Genomic DNA, 20160 nt, shown 5'->3' with positions numbered 1-20160 from the left:
GCGGATCCGGCCCTGCGCGACGGGTATCCGCGTAGCGCGGGTCCAAAAGCGTAGCGAGGGTCCAAAGTGCAGCGCCGGCCCGCAGGCGTAGCGCCATTCCGACGCCTCGGCCTCAGTCCACCGGCCAGCGCGGCCGCAACAGTTGAGCGTTGTTGACAGCGCTGGCTAGGCTGTGAGGCATGCGTGAACTCCAGGCGAAGATCATCGAGGAAATGGGCGTGCAGCCCCGGATCGACCCCGCCTGGGAGGTGCGCAAACGCGTGATGTTCCTCAAGGAATATCTCAAGGCGACCCACACGAAGGGCTTCGTCCTGGGCATCTCGGGCGGCCTGGACTCCTCCCTGGCCGGGCGGCTGGCCCAGCTGGCGGTCGAGGAGCTCGAGGCCGAGGGCGTCGAGGCAAATTTCGTGGCCGTGCGGCTGCCCTACGGTGTCCAGCACGACGAGGACGACGCCCAGGCAGCCCTGGACTTCATCCGCGCCAAGACCGAGTGGACGTTCAACATCTCGGCGGCAGTGGACGGCTTCGAGGACGAGTTCCAAAAGACGGTGGGCACGGACATCTCCGATTTCCACAAGGGCAACACCAAGGCCCGGACCCGGATGATTGCCCAATACGCCCTGGCCGGCGAGCACAACTACCTGGTGATCGGCACGGACCACGGTGCCGAATCCGTCACCGGGTTCTTCACCAAGTTCGGCGACGGCGGCGCGGACATCCTGCCGCTGTTCGGCCTCAACAAGCGCCAGAACCGCGCGCTGCTCGCCGAGCTCGGCGCCCCCGCCCGGATCTGGGAAAAGATCCCGACGGCGGATCTCTTGGACGACAAGCCCGGCCGCACCGACGAGGACGAACTCGGCCTCGGCTACGACCTGATCGATGACTACCTCGAGGGCCGCGACGTACCGGATGCCGCTGCCGAACGGATCGAGGCCCTGTACCTGCGGACCCGCCACAAGCGCACGGTCCCGGTGACGATTTTCGATACGTGGTGGAAATAGCCAGGGCTCCGGGGGCACTTTGAGCCCCTGCATCCTCGCGCGGGCGGCGATCCGGGGGCACTTTGAGCCCCTGCATCGTCACGCAACCGGCGATCCGGGGGCACTTTTGGGGCCCTGACAACCCGTTTAGGCGCCCAGGGCCGGCGTGTCCGTGCCAATGTGCCCCGGGAGGGCCACAGCTTGTGACTAAGGCGTCGGCGCCCCCTGGACGTTAGGCCTGCAGCTGCGTCGAAATGCGGTGGGCCTCGTCCATGAGCAGCCGCCCCAGCTGCGGGCGCCGGTCTTCCCGGAAGCGCGGCTCGATGCCGGTCAGCGAGAGCGCCCAGGCCGGAAGCCCGCGCTGGTTGAACACCGCCGCGCCCATCCCCCAGCTGCCTTCCAGGACCAGTCCCGGGTTGACCGAATAGCCGGCCTGCCGCGTCGCCTCCAGGTTCTCCCTGACGAGCGCTTCGGTGTGCGCGGCCGCAAAGCTGCCGGCGTGGGCTGCCCAGTTTACGAGCAGCTCTTCCTGCTCTTCTGCCGGCAGGAAGGCCATGATGGCGGTGCCGGCGGAGGCCACGCCGAGCGGAAACCGGACGCCCTCGTGCAGCACGAAGGAACGGACCGGGAAGCTGCCTTCCTCCCGGAGCAGGCACACCGTCTCGTTCCCGCGGCGGATGGAGAAGAACGCGCTCTCCCCGGTCTCCTCGGCCAGGCGGCGAAGGCTCGGCCTCGCGATGTCCTCCAGGGGGAAACGCGCCGACGCCACGGACCCCAGCAGCAGGATCTCCGGGCCCAGGACCCAATTGCCGCTGCCCGGATCCTGGTCCAGCAGGCCCTCGGCCGCCAGGGAGCTCAGCAGGCGGTGCACCGTGGGGCGGGTCAGTCCCGACTCACGCACGAGCTCCACCAGCGGGCAGCCCTCGGGTTTCCGGCCGACCATGCGCAGGAGGCTGGCTGCCCGGCTGACCACCTGGGCGCCCTGGACCGGTATCGCATTCATTTCGTGCCTCACGTCGTTTCGGGTGCTTATCGGGTTCCATCATCCACATAGTGGATACTCCAAAGCATACCGTCCACACTGTAAAACTCCCCCAGTTTGCGGGAATTTTTCGCATTGACAGTGGTCCTAAACACGCCATAGGCTCCCTTTTTAGACATGGAGTCCACAAAGTGGATTGCGACGTGGAACCAAGACCTGGAACCAAGTAGAGCTCAATGAGGAGATGCAATGTCAAAGGTGAAATCCGGGGCAGCGGCTGCCCTGCAGGACGTCCTGCGGGACGGCATGACGCTCGCCGTCGGCGGTTTCGGCCTCAGCGGGATCCCCGCTGACCTGATCGAGGCAGTGCGGGACTCCGGGGTGAAGAACCTGACGGTGGTCTCCAATAACATGGGCGTGGACGGCAAGGGCCTCGGCGTGCTGATCGAAGGCGGCCAGGTCCGCAAAGTGATCGCGTCCTACGTCGGGGAAAACAAGCTTTTCGCCGAGCAGTACCTCGCCGGCCAACTGGAGGTGGAGTTCACCCCGCAGGGCACCCTCGCCGAGCGCCTGCGCGCCGGCGGCGCCGGCATCCCGGCCTTCTACACGAAAACCGGCGTGGGCACCCTCGTCGCCGAAGGCAAGCCGCTGGCGGACTTCGACGGCGAAACGTACGTCCAGGAACGCGCCATCAAGGCCGACGTCGCACTCGTGCACGCCCACACCGCCGACACCGACGGCAACCTGATCTACCGCTACACCGCCCAGAACTTCAACCCGGTGGTGGCGACGGCCGGCGCCGTGACGGTCGCCGAGGCCGAGGTGATTCTTGAGCCGGGCCAGCTGGATCCGAACCACATCGTTACCCCCGGTGTGTTTGTCCAGCGCCTGGTCCAGGCCAGCGGACGGGTCAAGGACATCGAACAGCGGACCGTCCGCCCCCGAACCGAAGCGGCAGCAGAGGCGGCCGGCGCCGCATCCGCCGTCGCCGTCTAGTCGGGCCCTGAACGCCGCCCCCACCCCCACGTTTTTAGGAGAACCACCATGGCTTGGACCCGAGACGAAATGGCCGCAATCGCGGCCGAAGAACTGAACGACGGCGACTACGTCAACCTTGGCATCGGCATCCCCACGCTGGTGGCCAACAACCTGCCCGACGGCGTCCGCGTTGTCCTGCAGAGCGAGAACGGGCTGCTCGGCATGGGCCCGTTCCCTTACGAGGGCGAGGAAGACGCGGACCTCATCAACGCCGGCAAGCAGACCGTCACGGTCCTGCCCGGCGGCAGCATCTTCGACTCCGCGACGTCCTTCGGCATGATCCGCGGCGGCCACGTGAAGGTTGCGATCCTGGGCGCCATGCAGGTCTCCGGGAACGGCGACCTCGCCAACTGGACCATCCCCGGCAAGATGGTCAAGGGCATGGGCGGCGCCATGGACCTGGTGGCCGGCACCCCGCGCGTCGTGGTGCTCACCGAGCACAACGCCAAAGACGGGACCGCCAAGATCGTCAAGGAATGCACGCTGCCGCTCACCGGCCTGAGCTGCGTGGACCGCATCATCAGCCACCTCGCGGTCTTCGACCTCCACAAGCCTGACCACGAAACGGGCGGCGGCCGGCAGCTCACGCTGACCCGGCTAGCGCCGGGAGTCACAGTGGAGGAGATCCGCGGGAAGACCGAGGCCGAATTCGACGTCGCCCTTGACGAATCCGCTTTGGAAGGAGCCACGGCATGAGCCTGAAGGAACAGTTTGGCAAGGACGTCCTGCTCACCGGCTGGGGCCACAGCCGGTTCGGCAAACTCACCGACGAGACCCTGGAATCCCTGATTGTGCAGGTCGCCACGGAGGCGATCGGCAACGCCGGGATCGAGGCCGGCCAGATCGATGAAATCTACCTGGGCCAGTTCAACTCGGGCATGATGCCGCTGGCCTTCCCGTCCTCCCTGGCGCTCCAGGTCTCGGACCAGCTGGCCAACGTGCCTTCCACCCGGGTTGAGAACGCGTGCGCCTCCGGCTCGGCGGCGTTCCAGCAGGGCACGAAGTCCCTCCTGGCCGGCACCGCGAAGACCGTCCTGGTGATCGGCGCCGAGAAGATGACGCAGGCCGGGGCCGACGTCGTGGGCGCGGCCCTGCTCGGCGCGGACTACGACATGGCCGGCAAGGCGTCCACCACCGGGTTCACCGGGCTCTTTGCCGAGGTCGCGAAGCACTACGGGAAGCGCTACGGGGACGGCGCCCTCGGCGATGTCCTGGGCACCATCGCGGCGAAGAACCACCGCAACGGCGTCGACAACCCCTACGCCCAGCTCCGCAAGGACCTCGGCGAGGAGTTCTGCCGCACCGTCTCGGACAAGAACCCGATGGTGGCCGATCCCTTGCGCCGCACCGACTGCTCCCCCGTGTCCGACGGCGCCGCCGCCGTCGTCCTCAGCGTCGCCCCCACCGGGGGCGCCACCGCGCCGGTGCGGCTCGCCGGCTTCGGCCAGGCGAACGACTTCTTCCCGGCCGAGCGCCGGGACCCCACCGAATTCGCGGCCACCCGGGCGTCCTGGCAGCGGGCCCTGGGGATGGCCGGCGTCGGGCTGGAGGACCTCGACTTCGCGGAAGTCCACGACTGCTTCACCATCGCCGAACTGCTCATGTATGAGGCCATGGGACTGACCGAACGCGGCCAGGGCGCCCGGGCGCTCGAGGAGGGCTGGGTCTTCAAGGACGGCAAGCTGCCGGTCAACGTCTCCGGCGGGCTCAAGGCCAAGGGACACCCCGTCGGCGCCACCGGGGTGTCCCAGCACGTCATCGCCGCCATGCAGCTCACCGGCACCGCCGGCGGCATGCAGCTGGCCAACCCGCGCCGGGCCGCCGTGCAGAACATGGGCGGCGTGGGCATCGCCAACTACGTCAGCGTGCTCGAAGCCGCCTAAGCGCACGACGACGCCAAGGCACCGCTGAATCTCCCCACCTTTGACCGCCTGCCCCGGCGTGTTCCCGATTTTCCCCGGGGTGTCCCGGTCCAGCGGCGACAAAGGTGGGGAAGTTCGGCAGCGTCACCGCGGCTGGCCCTGCTCCCGGATCAGAGCCACAATCTCCGCAAACCCCAGCCGCTCTGCATTTTCCAGCGCCGTCCGGCCCTGGGGGTCCCGGATCCCGGGGTCGGCGCCGGCTGCGAGAAGCATCCGGACCACCTCCTGCTGCCTGGGACCTCCGTTGTTGAGCAGGATGGCTTCCTGCATGGCCGTCCAGCCCAGCTTGTTGACGTGGTTCACGGGCACGCCCGCAGCGATCAGGATCCGGACCGTGTCCACGTGCCCGTGCTCGCTGGCGGGAATCAGCGCCGTCCCGCCATAGCGGTTGGTGCTCCGCACGTCCGCGCCGGCGGCCAAGGTCAGCTGGAGCACCTCGTTGAACCCCTCGGCCCCGGCGTAGAGGAACGCCGAGTCCTGGATGGCGTCCTTGGCGTTCACGTTGCCCCCGGCCTTGATGAGCTCCCCCACAGCCCCGGCATCGTTGGCTTTCGCGGCGCGAATCAGTCTCTGGTCGAGGTCAGCCCGCGCCTCTGGGGACAGGGCGGGGCGGGTACTAGCGGCCGGCGGCGCCGTTGAAGGACTTGACGACGGCGGTGGGGGCGCCGAGGCGGTTACCGCCCCCGTGGGACTTGACGACGACGGCGCGGGCGCCGCCGCGGTTGCCGCCGCCGTTGAAGGACTTGACGACGGCGGTGTCTCCGGTGGGCCGGGATCCCCGCCGGGCCGGCAGGATGCCAGACAGACAGCCACGCAGGATGCCAGGACTGCCGGTGCGATGAATGCCGCGGCTACCTGCCGCGCCCGCCGCCATCTCCTGAACCGCCACATGACCCCAGAGCCTACTTCGAGGGCCCGGCAGCGATGGCCGAGGCGCCGGCAGTTGCGCACGCTTCGTCCAGCATCCCGTCCGGAGCGCCGCCCACGCCGATCCCGGCCACGGAGACCCCGTTGACCTTGAGCGGGACCCCGCCGGCCAGGAAGAGTGTGCCGGGGAGGTCCGCGATGCTGGGTCCGTTGCCGTTGATGCGCTTGGCCAGGTCGCTGGTGGGCGTGCCGAAGGCGGCAGCCGTGTAGGCCTTCTGCTGGGCCGCTTCAATGGTGTGCTCGGCAGCGTTGTCGCCGCGGAGCAGGGCCTGCACCGTCCCGAACCTGTCCACCAGTGCCACGGTGACGAACGGCAGCTGGTCCGCCTGGCACTTGGCCAGCGCGGCCTTGACCGCGTCCCCGGAAGCGCCTGCGCTGATCCGGTTCTGGGCAACCACCGTTGCGGGAACCGGCTGGATGTCAGCGGCGGGAGCGGCCGCCTCCGCGGGAGCCACGGCCGATGTGCCGGCGTTGGCCGCGGCCGTCAGCCCGCCCGTCAGGAGCAATGCTCCCGCGGCAGCGGAAGCGGCGATTTTCTTGGACATCTTCACGAGTACTCCTTGGAATGAGGTTCTGGGGGAATGAGGTTCTTGGGGGAATGAGGTTCTTGGAACTGCCCGGATTCGTGCTCCGGGCCTGGAATCCATGCTTCCGCCCAGGACCTGGCTGGGCATCGGGCGTTAGTCTGCCGCGGCCTCCCCCATCGGGCTCGGCCTGTCAGCCAAAAGGCTGAGAGACCGGCAGCGACGCTGGTCATACCATGGTGGGTAGCACTCCTCCACCCCGAACCGGACCCCATGCCCTCCTCGCCACCAGCCCTCCCCACACCGCCAATCCCCGCACCGGAACCCGCCCCGGGATCCGCACCCGTCCCGCACACCGCTGCCGGAAGCGGCGCCCTGGGCCGGATTGACGCCGTCGTCCATCTTGGCTTTGCCGTCCTGCTGGTGGCGTCGGCGGTCCGCTACGTGATGCGGCACAGCCCCGCGGACAACGTGTGGGTGCTGGCGCTCGCCGCGGCGGTGTGCTCGCTGTACGCCGTGATCGCGGTGCTTTCGCAGCGGCGCCGGCCGTGGGCTGTGTGGATGTTCGTCCTGGTGGCGGTGTGGTCGGTGCTGGTGATCGTGGCGCCAAGTTTCGCGTGGTGCTCGTTCGCGCTGTTCTTCCTGTGCCGGACCGCCTTCAGCGGCCCCGTGGCATACCTGGCGGCCGGCGCGACGGCGGCGGCCACCGCCGTCGGGCTGTTCCGGCTCAGCGACGGCAGCGATCTGGCCATGCTCCTGGGGCCGCTGGCCGTCGGCCTCATGCTGACCCTGGTCTACGACCGCATCGAGCGCGACGCCGCCGAGCAGCGCCGGCTGCACGCCGAGGTGTCGCTGGCCCAGGGCCGGCTAGCCGCCAGCGAGCGGCGGGCAGGCACCATCGAGGAGCGCGAGCGGGTGTCCCGGGAAATCCACGACACCGTGACGCAGGGCCTGGCCAGCAGCCTGCTCCTTTTGGAAGCCGCGAACAGGTCATGGCCCAGCCCGGCGGCGCGCGAGGACGTCCAAAACGCCAGCGGAATGCTGCGCCGGAACCTGTCGGACACCCGCAGCCTGGTCCACGAGCTCGCCTCCCCCGGACTGGAAACGGCACCGCTGCCGGACGCCCTGCTTCAGGCGGCGTTCCAGTACGTCCCGGACGTGCGCCTGCTGGTCACCGGCGAACCGCGCCCTGTGCCAGCGGATGTCCGGCACGCACTGCTCCGCGTGGTCCAGAGCGCGGCGGCCAACACCAAGCTCCACGCAGTGGCGGCCAGCGCCACCGTAACGCTGGGCTTCCTGCCCGGCGCGGTCACCCTGGATGTTTACGACGACGGCGCCGGCTTCGACCCGCAGTCGCTGGCACCGCCGTCGGACACCGGAGGCTACGGGCTCCGGGCCATGCGCCAGCGGGTGGAAAGGCTGGGCGGCGTATTCTCGGTGGAAAGCACCCCGGGCGTCGGGACCATCGTGGCCGCGCAACTGCCAACAGCGGAGGAACAATGAATCCGATTACCGTGCTGCTGGTGTACGACCATCTGGTGGTCCGCAGCGGGCTCAGGGCGCTCCTGGGAACACAGCCCGATCTCCAGGTCGTGGCCGAGGCGGCCTCCGGCGAGGAAGCGCTGGTCCAGATGGAGCAGCTCGGCCCGGCCGTGGTGGTGATGGACCTGGCCATGGGGCCTGGCATGGACGGCATCGAGGCCATCAAACAGCTGCGCCGCCGCAACAGCACGCAGGCCGTGCTGGTGTTCACCACCTACGATTCGGACGCTGACATTGTCCGCGCCGTCGACGCCGGCGCCATGGGCTACCTGCTCAAGGATGCCGCGCCGGAGGAGATCTTCGCCGCGATCCGGGGCGCGGTCCAGGGTAAGAGCGTGATGAGCGCTCCTGTGGCGTCGCGGCTCTTCCAGCAGCTGCGGAACCCGGACGAGATCCTGACACCGCGCGAGGCGGAGCTGCTGAGCCTGCTGATCGAAGGCCTCAGCAACCGTGAGCTCGGCCAGCGGCTGTTCATCTCCGAGGCGACTGTGAAGACGCACCTGGCGCACATTTACGCCAAGCTCGGCGTGGAAACCCGGGCCGCAGCGATCGCCACCGCGATCCGCCGCGAGGGCATGCGGTAGCGGCTGCCGGCACTCCGGACGCAGGACTAAACTCGTTCCCAGCCCATCCACCACAATGCGAGGAGCACCCATGCGCGCCACCATCATCCACGGTCCCGGCGACATCCGAGTCGAAGACCGCGACTACCCCACGGTCCAGCTGCCCACCGACGTCGTCGTGAAGGTCACCGCCTCCTGCGTCTGCGGTTCAGACCTGTGGCCCTACCGCGGGGTCAAGCCCACCCACAAGCCGTCCGCGATCGGGCACGAGTTCATCGGGACGGTCGAAAGCATCGGCGAGGACATCACGGACCTTGCCGTGGGCGACCTCGTGATCGCGCCCTTCGTGGTCAGCTGCGGCGAGTGCCCCCAGTGCCTGGACGGCGTCACGGTCGCCTGCGATCACCTCGCCGGCTGGGGCGGCAAGGATGACACCGGCCTCGCGATTGACGGCGGCCAGGGCCAGGCCGTCCGCGTGCCGCTCGCCGAGTCCACGCTGGTCAAGGTCCCCGGCGTCACCGATCCGGACGACGCCCTCCGTGCCAGCCTGCTCACGCTCTCTGACGTCATGGCCACCGGCCACCACGCGGCGCTCGCGGCCAAAGCCGGCCCCGGCCGGACGGTCGTCGTGGTGGGCGACGGCGCCGTCGGGCTCTGCGGCGTCCTGGCCGCCAAGCGCCTCGGCGCGGAGCGGATCATCGCCATGTCGCGGCACGCCGACCGCCAGGCGATCGCCCGCGAATTCGGGGCCACGGACATCGTCGCCGAACGCGGGGGCGTCGCCAAGGTCCGCGAACTGCTCGGCGGCGTTCTGGCCGACTCCGTGCTGGAGTGCGTGGGGACCAAGGAATCCATGGAGCAGGCCCTGCACAGCGTCCGTCCCGGCGGCGCCCTCGGCTTTGTGGGCGTCCCCACCGGCGGAGCCGAGGCCCCGCTGCGCTTCCTGTTCGACACCAACATCACGATCGGCGGCGGCATGGCCCCGGCCCGGACCTACATCCCGGAACTGCTGGCGGACGTGCTGGACGGCACCATCAATCCGGGCCGGGTGTTCGACTCGGTCATGCCCCTTGAGGAGGCACCCGAGGCCTACCGCGCCATGGACGAGAGGCGCGCCATCAAGGTCCTGCTGACCCCGTAGCCGGACTCCTCGACGGCGGCGGCGCCGGATGCCGCGCCGCCGCCTTTCCCTCCTTCCATGTGCCACTTCCACCCGCCCTTGCACGGGCAAGGACGAGGGTCTAGCGTGAAGCGCATCAGCATCCGCCGCCGTCGAGGAGCCGTCATGGCCAGGTTTGTGCAGATCATCGAATTTCAGAGCTCCCGCATCGAGGAGATTGAAGAACTCGGCCGGCCCTCCAGGACGGAGGGAAGCACGGCCCCCACGTTCGGCCGCATCATTGCCACCGCCGACCGCGACCGCCCGGGCACCTACTTCACGATCGTTGAGTTCGAGTCCTACGAGTCGGCCATGGAGAACTCCAACCGGCCCGAGACCTCCGAATTCGCCGCGAAGATGGCCGCCCTGTGCGACGGGCCGCCGGTCTTCCGCAACCTCGATGTCATGTGGGAGGACACCGGCGGGGACGACGCCGGCAAGTAAGCCTGCAGTATCGCCCGGCACAGGAGGCCGTACCGGGCGCAGCGGCCACACAGGCGCGGCGCCAGGACAGGCGACCCGGGACCGGACCGGCCGTGGCTTGAAAACCTGGCTGATTCACACAGCTAATCGACATGGCTAATTGACATGGCTTGAATACGCGGCTTAGGCGCGCGAACGGGACGTGGGAGCAGGGAAATGGGTTCTGCAGAGAGCAGGGCACCGGAAAGCCTCGTCGTGGATCTCAGCGAACTGGGATCCGCTCCCCTGCCGCTCGTGGGCGGCAAGGCCCTGAACCTGGGCAGGCTCATCGCGGCGGGGCTCCCGGTGCCGCGCGGCTTCTGCCTCACCACGGCCGCCTACCGGAAAGCCGCCCCGGCCGGACTGGACGCACTGGCCGCCCGCCTGGACGCGGCCCAGCCGGAATCACCGAACTCACATAACTCAGCGAACCCACCGAACTCACCGGTTGCCGGCGAACCCGGCCAGGACCACGGTGGGCACGCCGGGTTGGGCCACCCCGAGGCCGACCTGGGCCAACTGGCGAGGCAGGCGCGGGAAATGATCGTGACCGCGCCGATTCCCGCCGATGTCGACGCCGCCCTCCGCGCCGCGTATGCCGGGCTCGGCGGCAGGGCCACCGTGGCGGTCAGGTCCTCCGCCACCGCCGAGGACCTGCCCTTCGCCAGCTTCGCCGGACAGCAGGATTCCTTCCTCAACATCTCCGGAGCCGACGCCGTGGTCGAGTCGGCCCGGCTCTGCTGGGCCTCACTCTGGACCGAACGGGCCGTGGCCTACCGCTCCGCCAACGGGATCAGCCACCGCGACGCCGGACTCGCCGTCGTCGTTCAAAACTACGTCGCCGCCACCACCGCCGGTGTGCTGTTCACGGCCAACCCCGTGACGGGCACGCGGACCGAAACGGTCATTGATGCGAGCGCCGGTCCGGGCCTGGCAGTGGTCTCCGGCAGCGTGAACCCGGACCACTTCGTCGCGGATACGGCCACCGGACGCATTCTGCTGCACTCACCGAATGGGACCGCAGGAAAGCGGCGGCCGAGCCTGGACGATGCCCGGATCCGCAAACTCACTGCGCTGGGCGACACCATCCAGCGGTTGTTCGGCACACCCCAGGATGTGGAATGGGTGATCGACGGCGCGGGCAAAATCTGGGTGACACAATCACGGCCCATTACTACGTTGTATCCGCTGCCGGACCCGGCCGCCGCGGAACCCCTCGGCGCGGAGTCGGCGGCCGCCGTCGAACCCCGCGTGTACCTGTGCGGCAGCTTGCTCCAGGGCCTGACCCGGCCGCTCACGCCCATGGGTCTCTCCGCGCTGGGCTCAATGCGGAACCGCAACGGGCCGTGGCAGTACGTCAACCCGGGACTGCGCATGTATGTGGACGTGACGGCCATGGTGCGCAGCAAGTACGGCCGCCGCTACCTGCTGCGGATACTCCCGCTGGCTGACGGGCGGTCGGGCGCTGTTTTCCCGGCGCTCCTGGATGATCCGCGGTTCGGCGTGCGCGAACGCCCACACCGGCAAACACGTCCCGGCGCAGCGCGCAATCCCACAGCACGGGGTCCCAGCGCTCTGGGGAGCCTGGGCTTGACGGTCCGGCTGGTTCCGTCCATGGTGAGGGCCGTCGCGCGGCCGGCCGCCGAACTGCGCCATGCCTTCGATTACGGAAAGCACCTCGAAGCCGAGCTCGCCCTGCCCGAGCCGGCCACCGCCTTCGGCCGGCTCGACCACACCCAGCGCATCCTGGACCAAACGGTGGACGGGCTGATCACCGCGACGCTGCCCGGACCGTCCGTTGGCTACCTCCTGCTGGCCGGGGCCCGCCGGCTGCTGCGCGGCATCGCCGAACCGAGGGAACTCGAGGCAGTGCTGCGGGGCCTGCCCAACAACGTCACCACCGAGATGGACCTGGAGCTCTGGCAGCTGGCCGTCACGATCCGCTCGAATGACGCGTCCCGTGAGGCGTTCCTGGCCCACGGCCCGAAGGAACTTGCCGCGATGTACGCCGCCGGCACGCTGCCCGCGGTGGCGCAGACAGGCCTGCGCGGGTTCCTGGACCGCTACGGCCACCGCGCCGTGGCGGAGATAGACCTCGGCATGCCGCGGTGGTCGGAGAAACCGGACCATATCCTCGGCATGCTCTCGAACTACCTGCACGTGGAGGACCCCGAGCAGGCCCCCGACCGGCAGTTCGCCCGCGCCGAGGAACACGCCGAGGCCAGGATCCGCACCCTGGTGGAACGGACCCGGGCCCGGAGCCGGCTCCGCGCCCGGCTGGTGGAATTCTGCCTGCGCCGGACCCGGCAGTTGTCCGGTCTGCGCGAACTGCCCAAGTTCTACATCGTCCTCGCACTGGCGGAGATGCACCGCCAGCTCAACACGATCGGCACCGAGCTGGCCCGCTCCGGTGCGATCGCCGCCGCGGAGGATGTGTATTTCCTGGAAGCCGACGAGGTCCGTGTGGGTTTGCGGGGCGCCAGTCTCCAAGGCATCGTTTCGGACCGCCGCCGGCTCTACGACGTCGAACTGCGCCGACGCCGGATCCCCCGGCTCCTGCTTTCCGACGGAACGGACGTGGAGGCCGCCGTCATGGCCAAGGCACCCGCCTCCGGAGCCCTCGCCGGGACACCGGCGTCGGCCGGCACCGCCACCGGAACGGTCCGGGTCATCCTGGACCCGGTGGGGGCCCACCTCGAGCCCGGGGAAATCCTGGTGGCCCCTTCCACCGATCCGGGCTGGACGCCGCTGTTCATGACCGCCGGTGCCCTGGTGATGGAAATGGGCGGGGTGATCTCGCACGGCGCCGTGGTGGCCCGCGAATACGGCATCCCCGCCGTCGTGGGCGTGCCGGACGCCACCACCCGGCTGCGGACCGGCCAGAGGGTGACCGTGGACGGATCCGCCGGAACGGTGCGGCAGGTGGATGCCCCGCTCCCCGCCACGACCGCCGGCAGCCTGGCCGGCTGACCCGATGAAGGGGCTATCTTAAGTTCATGGTGTCTGCTGGCAGCAACGCACACGGCACGCCGCATCCGGAGCCCGAGGGCTTCGGTTCGGGGCTGGTGGATGATGCCGCCCGCCGGGACGCCGCATTGCCCGACTTCGACTGGGCCGCCCTCCCCGACGGCGTGATCCGGGGGCACTTTGCGGCGCCCAGCGGCACCCTGGCGACCATCGCCACCGGAGATCCCGGGAATCCGCGCGTGGTGCTCGTCCCGGGCGCAACAGGATCCAAGGAAGACTTCGTCCTGATGCTGCCCGAGCTCGCCGCGGCCGGCTACTTTGTGCTCAGCTGTGACATCGCCGGGCAGTATGAATCCGCCCGCGCCGGGCCCGAAAACCTCGTTCCGCCGCGGTGCCGCTACGACTACGAGCTCTTCCGCGACGACCTTCTGGCCATGCTGGACGCCGAGGAAGGCTCGGCTCACGTCGTGGGCTACTCCTTCGCCGCAACTGTCGCCCAACTGGCCTTCCGGCAACGGCCGGAGAAGTTCCGCAGCCTGACCTTGATCAGCTGCCCGCCGGAGCCAGGGCAGTGTTTCCGCGGTCTCCGGTTCATCGGCTGGTTCAGCGGCTGGGTCAACAGCAGGGCCGGCACCGCACTGATGATTTGGGGCATCCGGAGCAATGTCGCGAGGGTGGCGCCCCAGCGGCTGCGGTTCGTGAGAAGCCGGTTCGCGTTCACGCGCCGCTCCTCGGTGGTCGACATCATCGGTCTCATGAAGCACACCCCGGATCTGCGCCGGGTCCTGGCCGCGGCGTCGCTGCCGAAGTTTGTCGCCGTCGGCGAACACGATCTCTGGCCGTTGGCGCTGCACCGCCACTTCGCGCAGTCGATCGGGGCCCGGATTGCGGTCTACCGCGGCGGCCACAGCCCCAGCGAGACGTCGCCGTACCAGATCAGCCGGGACCTGATTGCGCTGTTCGCAGACTCCGCGTCGGCATGACCAAAGCAAACAACCGAGGCGAAGACCCGCATTAGACCCTTGCACCGCGGCCCGTCGCACCGTACGTTGGGGACAGCGGACGAATGTCTCCGCAGCCGTTGGCCTCATGGCCGCCGGAGATCAGCAGCATTTCAGAAGGATAAAGGCATGGCTACAGGCACAGTTAAATGGTTCAACGCCGAAAAGGGTTTTGGCTTCATTGCCCCGGATGACGGGTCGGCCGACGTTTTCGCCCACTACTCGGCAATCGCCACCAGCGGCTACCGCTCGCTGGACGAGAACCAGAAGGTTGAATTCGACGTCACGCAGGGCCCGAAGGGCCCGCAGGCTGAGAACATCCGCCCGCTCTAAGTACTTTGGATTTTGTCCCGGCCGCCCGGCCGGGACACTTTCCCCGAAGACCACAACGCCCCTCCGGAGGACTCCTCCGGAGGGGCGCTTGTGTTCCCGGGCGCCCATGGTCAGGACGCCCGGCGGGGTCAGCCGACGTGGACCCAGGGACGCCGTGTGACGTCCGGTTCGGCCTCGCGCAGGACTTCCCGCGTCACCGGTGCGATCTCGCCTTCGCCGAAGGCCAGGAACCGCAGGAGGTTGGTGAAAGGGTTTCCTTCCGTCCAGCGGAAGTAGATGTGCGGCATCAGGCCGGTGACGTCGCGGATGTGCAGCAGCACGGAGGCGATGGTGTTGGGAACCACGGGCCCGTGGACCTCCAGGACCTGGTACCCGTGCCGGACCACCCCGCGGACCTCGAGCGCGGTCTCGAAGTCCGACGAGTCATCCACCACGACTTCGAGGAACAGCGCCTGGTAGTCCACCGGAAGATGGCTGACCTCGATGGCGGACGTGAGCTTGTCGCGGTACGCCTCAGCGCTGAGCCGCAGCGGCTCATGGGCGATGATCGCGATGGGGCCGGTCTCGTTGGCGGCCAGGAATTCCAGGGCCGGCGTGTCCATCCGCACGTGCGTGGCGTGGAGCTCGAAGGAGCGCCGGAGGCGCGAAAGCAGCGAGATCACGATGATCCCGAGGATGAAGAACGCCGCGATCCGGATGCCCTCGGGCCGCTCGAAGATGTTGGCCACCGTGGTGTAGATGAACACGACGGCGATGACCCCGAACCCGATGCTGCGCTTGCGCTGCCGCCGGCCACGGGCGGACAAGGTCACGGCGACCGCCGCCGAGGTCATCAGGACCAGGACGCCGGTGGCGTAGGCACCGCCCTGGGCGTCGACGTCGGCGTCGAACAGCCAGGTGATCATGAATCCCACGAGCGTGAACACCAGGACCAGCGGCCGCACGGCGCGGGCCCATGAAGGGGCCATGCCGTACCTGGGCAGGTAGCGCGGGACGAGGTTCAGGAGCCCGGCCATGGCGGAAGCGCCGGCAAACCACAGGATCGCAATGGTGCTGAGGTCGTAAACGGTGCCGAAGCCGTTGCCGAGGTATTCGTGGGCTAGGTATGCCAGTGCCCGCCCGTTCGCCGGGCCGCCCGGCTGGAAGTCCTGCTCCGGGATGAGCACCACCGTGGTGAAGCTCGTGGTGACCAGGAATGCGCTCATGATGACGGCGGCCGTGGTCAGCAGGCGCCGGGCGCCGTGGATCCGGCCCGCGGGGTTCTCCTCGGTGTCCGTCGCGTGGCCGCGGATTTGCGGCATGACGGCGACGCCGGTCTCGAACCCCGAGAGGCCCAGGGCAAGCTTCGGGAAGACCAGCAGCGCGATCCCCACCACCATCAGCGGGCTGCCATGCTGGGTGGTCAGGGCGACCCACCAGTTGTCCACGGCCACCGGGTGGCCGATGACCTCGAAAATCGTCGTGACGACGACAATGACGTTCAGCCCGAGGTAGAGGGCGACGAGGACGACGGCGACGCCGATCGCTTCCTTGAAACCGCGGAGGAACACCGCTGCCAGCAGGGCCAGCAGGAACAGCGTGACCGCGACGTTCTGGCCCTGCATCCAGTCGGGAGCGAACGGGTTCTCGATCGCGTGCGCCGTTGCGTCGGCGGCGGAGAGCGTCATGGTGATCATGAAGTCCGTGGCGGCGAACCCGAGCAGCACCAGGACGAGCAGTTTCCCGCCCCAGCGCGGCAACAGCCGTTCCAGCATGGCGATGGAGCCTTCACCGCGCGGGCTTTCCCCGGCCACCCGGCGGTATACCGGCAGCGCGCCCAGCAGGGTCACGGCAACCAGCACCAGGGTGGCCAGCGGCGAAATCACGCCGGCCGCGAGGGCGGCGATGGCGGGCTGGTAGCCCAGGGTGGAGAAGTAGTCCACGCCGGTGAGGCACATGACCTGCCACCACGTGTGCTTTTTCAGGTGGCTGTCACTCACGGCCCCGGGACCTTGATGGATTCCCTTGGCATCCTGGAGGCCGAACAGCAGCCAGTTCCTGAAGTGCTCTCCTGCGCCCGGTCTCGGCGCCGACGGGTCTGCCGGGGGCCGGCTGAGGGTGGTCATGATGTCCTTTCCACGCGGCGCTCCGCGCCGCTTCCGTCCGCGACAGTACCAGCGTCCGCAACCGCCGCACCCCTCCGGCGGACAATCCTGATGGTTCCTTAACGCGGCTGCCTAACGCGGCTGTGCGGGGGCCCTTCGGGCGGACGTCCGTGAACGTGACCGCACTGAACCTGGCAGTTGCCGCCGCGTCGCCCGTGTCCGCCTCCAAGTGACAGAATGACGACATGGCACGTGGAACGCTGCGGATCTTCCTGGGGGCCGCGCCCGGAGTGGGCAAAACCTACGAGATGCTGGAGGAAGCCCACCGCCTCAGTGAGCGGGGCGAGGACGTTGCCGTCGCCTTCGCACTGGACCACGGCCGGGCCGACACCAGGGCGCTCATGGCGGGCCTGGAGATCATTCCGCCCCGGCCGCTGAGCTACCGGGGCGCGGACTTCGAGGAAATGGACGTGGACGCAGTCCTGGCCCGCGCCCCCGAAACCGCAGTGGTGGACGAATACGCCCACTCGAACGTCCCGGGCAGCCGCAACCAGAAACGCTGGCAGGACGTGGACGAACTCCTCACGGCCGGGATCAATGTCCTGTCCACCGTCAATATCCAGCATCTGGCGTCCCTCGGCGACGTCGTCAGCGCCGTCACCGACGTCCGGCAGGCAGAGACGGTCCCGGCTGAAGTTGTCCCGGATGAAGTTGTCCCGGACGACGTCGTACGGCGCGCCGACCAGATCGATCTGGTCGATATCCCGCCTGAACTGTTGCGCCAGCGGCTGAGCGACGGAAAAATCTACGCCGCGGAGAAGATCGATGCGGCCCTCTCCAACTATTTCCGGCTCGGCAACCTCAGTGCGCTGCGCGAGCTCGCCTTGCTGTGGCTGGCCGACCGAGTGGACGAAGGCCTGGCGAAGTACCGGGCCGAGCACGGGATCCAGGACAGCTGGCCGGCCCGCGAGCGCATCGTCGTGGGCCTGACCGGCGGCCCTGAGGGTGAGGCCCTCATCCGGCGCGGGGCCCGCATCCTGACCCGCGTCAGCGGCGGGGACCTCCTGGCAGTCCATGTGCGCGCCGCCGATGGTGTCGCCTCGGAGTCGCCGCATGCGCTCGAACGGCAGCGGCGGCTGATCCAGGACCTGGGCGGCAGCTACCACGTCGTGGCAGGAGAGGACCCCGCCACCGCCCTGCTGGACTTCGCCCGCAGCGTCAACGCCACCCAAATCGTGGTCGGCATCTCGCGGCACAAGAACGTCGCCAGCCTGCTGGGCGGCCTGCTGGGCGGCGGCGTTGGCACCAGGGTGGTGCGGGGCTCCGGGGACATCGACGTCCACATGGTCTCGCATCCGCTCGGCGGCCAGGGCACTGGGGTGCCGCGCTCTCGCGATCTCGGCCGGGTCCGGGTTGCCGTGGGCTTCGTCCTGGCTGTGCTCGTGCCTGCGGTCCTGCAACTGCTGCTCTCCCTCGTGAATCCGGACCACAGCCTGGCCACCGCCATGCTGGTCCAGCTCAGCGGCTCCGTGGCGGTCGCCCTGGTGGGCGGCCTGTGGCCGGCAGTCCTGGCGGCCCTGTGGAGCAGCCTGCTCGTGAACTACTTCTCCACTCCGCCGCTCGGCAACCTGACCATCAGCGATGCGCAGAACTTCCTGGCACTCTTCGTCTTCCTCGGAGTGTCCGCGGCCGTGGCCGTGGTGGTGGACCTGTCCGCCCGTCGTTCGAAGGAGGCCGCCCGGGCCCGGGCCGAGGCCACCACCCTCAGTGACCTCACCCGCGGGGCGGCCGGCTCCGACGACACTGTCCAGGCGCTGCTCGAGCAGGCCAGGACCGTCTTCCAGGTCCGCGGCACGGCCCTCTTCGGCCAAGCTGCCGACGGCGATGGAGCCTGGCGGCTCCTGGCGTCCGCCGGCGAGGACACGGCAGACGGTCAGGACCCCGGCGGCGAGAACATCGAGGAGATCGACTCCACCACCCGGCTGGTCCTCTACGGCCGGATCCTGCCGGCCAGCGACCGGCGGCTCCTCGCCGCGTTCGGCGTGCACGTGGCCGCACAGCTGGAGCGCCAGCAGCTCGTGGCCAGCCGGCGCGAAATGATGCGCCTGGCCGAGAGCAACACCATGCGCACGTCCATCCTCCGCGCGGTTTCGCACGATCTCCGGACCCCGCTGGCCGGGATCAAGCTCGCCGTCGGCGGCCTCCGGCAGCCCGGGGCCCGCTATTCCCCGCAGGAAGAGCAGGAACTGCTGGCCACGATCGAGGAATGCTCGGACCGGCTCGACCTGCTGGTCGGCAACCTGCTGGACATGTCCCGCATCACCTCCGACTCGGCCAGCCCGCAGCTTCGTCCCCTCCGTTGGTATGAGGTCATCCCGGGCGCCCTGCACGGCGTCCCGCCGGGCCGTGTGCGGGTGGAACTTCCCGCCAACATGCCCGAGATCGACGCCGACCAGGGCATGCTGGAACGGGTCGTCGCGAACATTGTCGAAAACGCGGTCAAATACGCACCCGACTCCGACATCGTGGTGGCGGGAACCGCAGGCGGGCTCAGCCCGGCGACGCTCGCTGGGCGCCCGGCCGGCGAGCTGCGCATCATCGACCACGGCCGCGGCGTCCCGGCCGAGCGGGTGCTGGACATGTTCCGCCCGTTCCAGCGCCTCGACGACGCCGCCCAGGCCGCCGGCGTCGGGCTCGGCCTGGCCGTGGCGAAAGGCTTCACCGAGGCTATGGGCGGACGGCTGGCGGCGGAGCCCACGCCGGGCGGCGGCCTGACCATGGTCGTCACGCTCCCGCTCTCCAGCGGCGAGCCCTACGACGCCCCAACGGGCCAGGCCCCGCTGGAGCCGCAATCGGCGCTGACCGGCCGCCGCCACGGTCACCCGCCGCCGCCGTCGCCGTCCCCGGCACCGTCGACGTCGGCTGCCGGGCAGGACGCGCCATGACCGCCGTCCTGGTGGTCGACGACGATCCGCACCTGCTGCGGGCACTGCGCATCACCCTGCAGGCCCACGGCTACGACGTTTCCGCGGCGGCCGACGGCCGGTCGGCGCTGCTCAAGGCCAGGCAGGAGCCGCCGTCGGTGGTGATCCTGGATCTGGGCCTCCCGGACCTGGACGGCACCGCGGTGATCCGGGAGCTGCGCGGCTTCAGTAGCGTCCCCGTCCTGGTGCTGTCCGCCCGCCACGGTTCCGAGGACAAAGTCCAGGCCCTCGACGCCGGCGCGGATGACTACATCACCAAACCGTTCGGCCTGGACGAGCTCCTGGCCCGGCTCCGCGCCCTGCTGCGCCGCACCACGGAACCGGAGACCGAAGCCGTGGTCAGCACGGAGAACTTCACGGTGGACCTGGGCAAGCGCCGGGTGGTCCGGGCCGGACAGGACGTCCGGCTGACCCCCACGGAGTGGAACATGCTCGAAGTGCTGGTCCGGAATCCGGAAAAGCTCATCACCCAGCAGCAGTTGCTCTCCGAGGTCTGGGGGCCGGCGTACGCCAAGGAGACCAATTACCTGCGGGTCTATATGGCCCAGCTGCGGCGCAAGCTGGAACCGGACACCGCCAACCCCCGCCACCTGCTCACCGAGGCAGGGATCGGCTACCGGTTCATGCCCTGACAGCTTTCCAGGCAGCTGCTCCTGACGGTTTTCCCTGCCGCGGCCGGCGATGGATACTGG

18 protein-coding genes are annotated in these 20160 nt (G+C 69.2%); 13 read left to right on the top strand and 5 right to left on the bottom strand.

Going from position 1 to position 20160, the window contains the following annotated elements:
* Positions 1-179 precede the first annotated feature (179 nt).
* Positions 180-1001, top strand: coding sequence for an ammonia-dependent NAD(+) synthetase (gene nadE / locus ACFVTM_RS02910; protein WP_390201860.1), 822 nt, complete (start codon positions 180-182; stop codon positions 999-1001).
* A 211-nt stretch (positions 1002-1212) separates the two neighbouring features.
* Here the strand turns inward: nadE and ACFVTM_RS02905 are convergent, their stop codons facing one another.
* The gene (locus tag ACFVTM_RS02905; protein WP_390201859.1) at positions 1213-1983 is read right to left on the bottom strand and encodes an IclR family transcriptional regulator; all 771 of its coding nucleotides are present in this window, start codon (positions 1981-1983) and stop codon (positions 1213-1215) included.
* Positions 1984-2211: 228 nt separating this feature from the next.
* Here ACFVTM_RS02905 and ACFVTM_RS02900 point away from each other — a divergent pair, with 228 nt between their 5' ends.
* Genes ACFVTM_RS02900 through ACFVTM_RS02890 form a run of 3 tightly spaced genes read left to right on the top strand, consistent with a single transcriptional unit; the run spans position 2212 to position 4883 of the window.
* Positions 2212-2958 (top strand): CoA transferase subunit A, encoded by a 747-nt coding sequence (locus ACFVTM_RS02900; protein ID WP_390201858.1) that lies wholly within the window; start codon positions 2212-2214, stop codon positions 2956-2958.
* A 48-nt stretch (positions 2959-3006) separates the two neighbouring features.
* Entirely contained in the window at positions 3007-3696 is a 690-nt protein-coding gene (locus ACFVTM_RS02895; RefSeq protein WP_390201857.1) for a CoA transferase subunit B, read from the top strand.
* Entirely contained in the window at positions 3693-4883 is a 1191-nt protein-coding gene (locus ACFVTM_RS02890) for an acetyl-CoA acetyltransferase (RefSeq protein WP_390201856.1), read from the top strand. The genes ACFVTM_RS02895 and ACFVTM_RS02890 overlap by 4 nt, the downstream gene beginning before the upstream one ends.
* A 123-nt stretch (positions 4884-5006) precedes the next feature.
* On the opposite strand, the gene ACFVTM_RS02885 is transcribed toward ACFVTM_RS02890, so the two are convergent.
* From ACFVTM_RS02885 to ACFVTM_RS02875, 3 genes are read right to left on the bottom strand one after another with little or no spacing between them, the layout of a single operon-like run.
* Positions 5007-5489, bottom strand: coding sequence for an ankyrin repeat domain-containing protein (locus ACFVTM_RS02885; RefSeq protein WP_390202100.1), 483 nt, complete (start codon positions 5487-5489; stop codon positions 5007-5009).
* A 49-nt stretch (positions 5490-5538) separates the two neighbouring features.
* Positions 5539-5811 carry a hypothetical protein gene (locus ACFVTM_RS02880; RefSeq protein ID WP_390202121.1) on the bottom strand — a complete coding sequence of 91 codons (273 nt, stop codon included), beginning with the start codon at positions 5809-5811 and terminating at the stop codon, positions 5539-5541.
* 13 nt (positions 5812-5824) lie between these two features.
* Positions 5825-6394: a heme-binding protein gene (locus ACFVTM_RS02875; RefSeq protein WP_390202099.1), complete on the bottom strand. Its 570-nt coding sequence runs from the start codon at positions 6392-6394 to the stop codon at positions 5825-5827.
* 252 nt (positions 6395-6646) lie between these two features.
* Between ACFVTM_RS02875 and ACFVTM_RS02870 the strand changes: the two genes are divergently transcribed.
* From ACFVTM_RS02870 to ACFVTM_RS02840, 7 genes are all read left to right on the top strand, one after another.
* Positions 6647-7876: a sensor histidine kinase gene (locus ACFVTM_RS02870; protein WP_390201855.1), complete on the top strand. Its 1230-nt coding sequence runs from the start codon at positions 6647-6649 to the stop codon at positions 7874-7876.
* Complete coding sequence (locus ACFVTM_RS02865) at positions 7873-8499, top strand: response regulator (RefSeq protein WP_390201854.1); 627 nt, start codon at positions 7873-7875, stop codon at positions 8497-8499. Before ACFVTM_RS02870 ends, ACFVTM_RS02865 begins: the two co-directional genes overlap by 4 nt.
* Before the next feature lie 70 nt (positions 8500-8569).
* Complete coding sequence (locus ACFVTM_RS02860) at positions 8570-9619, top strand: zinc-dependent alcohol dehydrogenase family protein (protein WP_390201853.1); 1050 nt, start codon at positions 8570-8572, stop codon at positions 9617-9619.
* Positions 9620-9724: 105 nt separating this feature from the next.
* On the top strand, positions 9725-10081 hold the full coding sequence (locus tag ACFVTM_RS02855) for a hypothetical protein (protein ID WP_390201852.1): 357 nt from the start codon (positions 9725-9727) through the stop codon (positions 10079-10081).
* Between the two features lie 195 nt (positions 10082-10276).
* Positions 10277-13069, top strand: a complete 2793-nt coding sequence (locus ACFVTM_RS02850; protein WP_390201851.1) for a PEP/pyruvate-binding domain-containing protein — start codon at positions 10277-10279, stop codon at positions 13067-13069.
* Between the two features lie 26 nt (positions 13070-13095).
* Entirely contained in the window at positions 13096-14049 is a 954-nt protein-coding gene (locus ACFVTM_RS02845) for an alpha/beta fold hydrolase (RefSeq protein WP_390201850.1), read from the top strand.
* Between the two features lie 147 nt (positions 14050-14196).
* Positions 14197-14400, top strand: coding sequence for a cold-shock protein (locus ACFVTM_RS02840; protein WP_009357211.1), 204 nt, complete (start codon positions 14197-14199; stop codon positions 14398-14400).
* A gap of 128 nt (positions 14401-14528) precedes the next feature.
* On the opposite strand, the gene ACFVTM_RS02835 is transcribed toward ACFVTM_RS02840, so the two are convergent.
* Positions 14529-16505 carry an amino acid transporter gene (locus ACFVTM_RS02835; RefSeq protein WP_390201849.1) on the bottom strand — a complete coding sequence of 659 codons (1977 nt, stop codon included), beginning with the start codon at positions 16503-16505 and terminating at the stop codon, positions 14529-14531.
* Positions 16506-16729: 224 nt separating this feature from the next.
* On the opposite strand from ACFVTM_RS02835, the gene ACFVTM_RS02830 reads away from it, so the two are divergent.
* A complete protein-coding gene (locus tag ACFVTM_RS02830; RefSeq protein ID WP_390201848.1) occupies positions 16730-19429 on the top strand; it encodes a DUF4118 domain-containing protein in 2700 nt (899 codons plus the stop codon).
* Positions 19426-20100 carry a response regulator gene (locus tag ACFVTM_RS02825; RefSeq protein WP_390201847.1) on the top strand — a complete coding sequence of 225 codons (675 nt, stop codon included), beginning with the start codon at positions 19426-19428 and terminating at the stop codon, positions 20098-20100. Before ACFVTM_RS02830 ends, ACFVTM_RS02825 begins: the two co-directional genes overlap by 4 nt.
* Positions 20101-20160: the final 60 nt, after the last annotated feature.

This window comes from Arthrobacter sp. NPDC058130, assembly GCF_042884475.1.
GTDB lineage: Bacteria > Actinomycetota > Actinomycetes > Actinomycetales > Micrococcaceae > Arthrobacter.
Note: the sequence above shows the minus strand (reverse complement) of the source record. Positions and strands in the feature narration are given on the sequence as shown.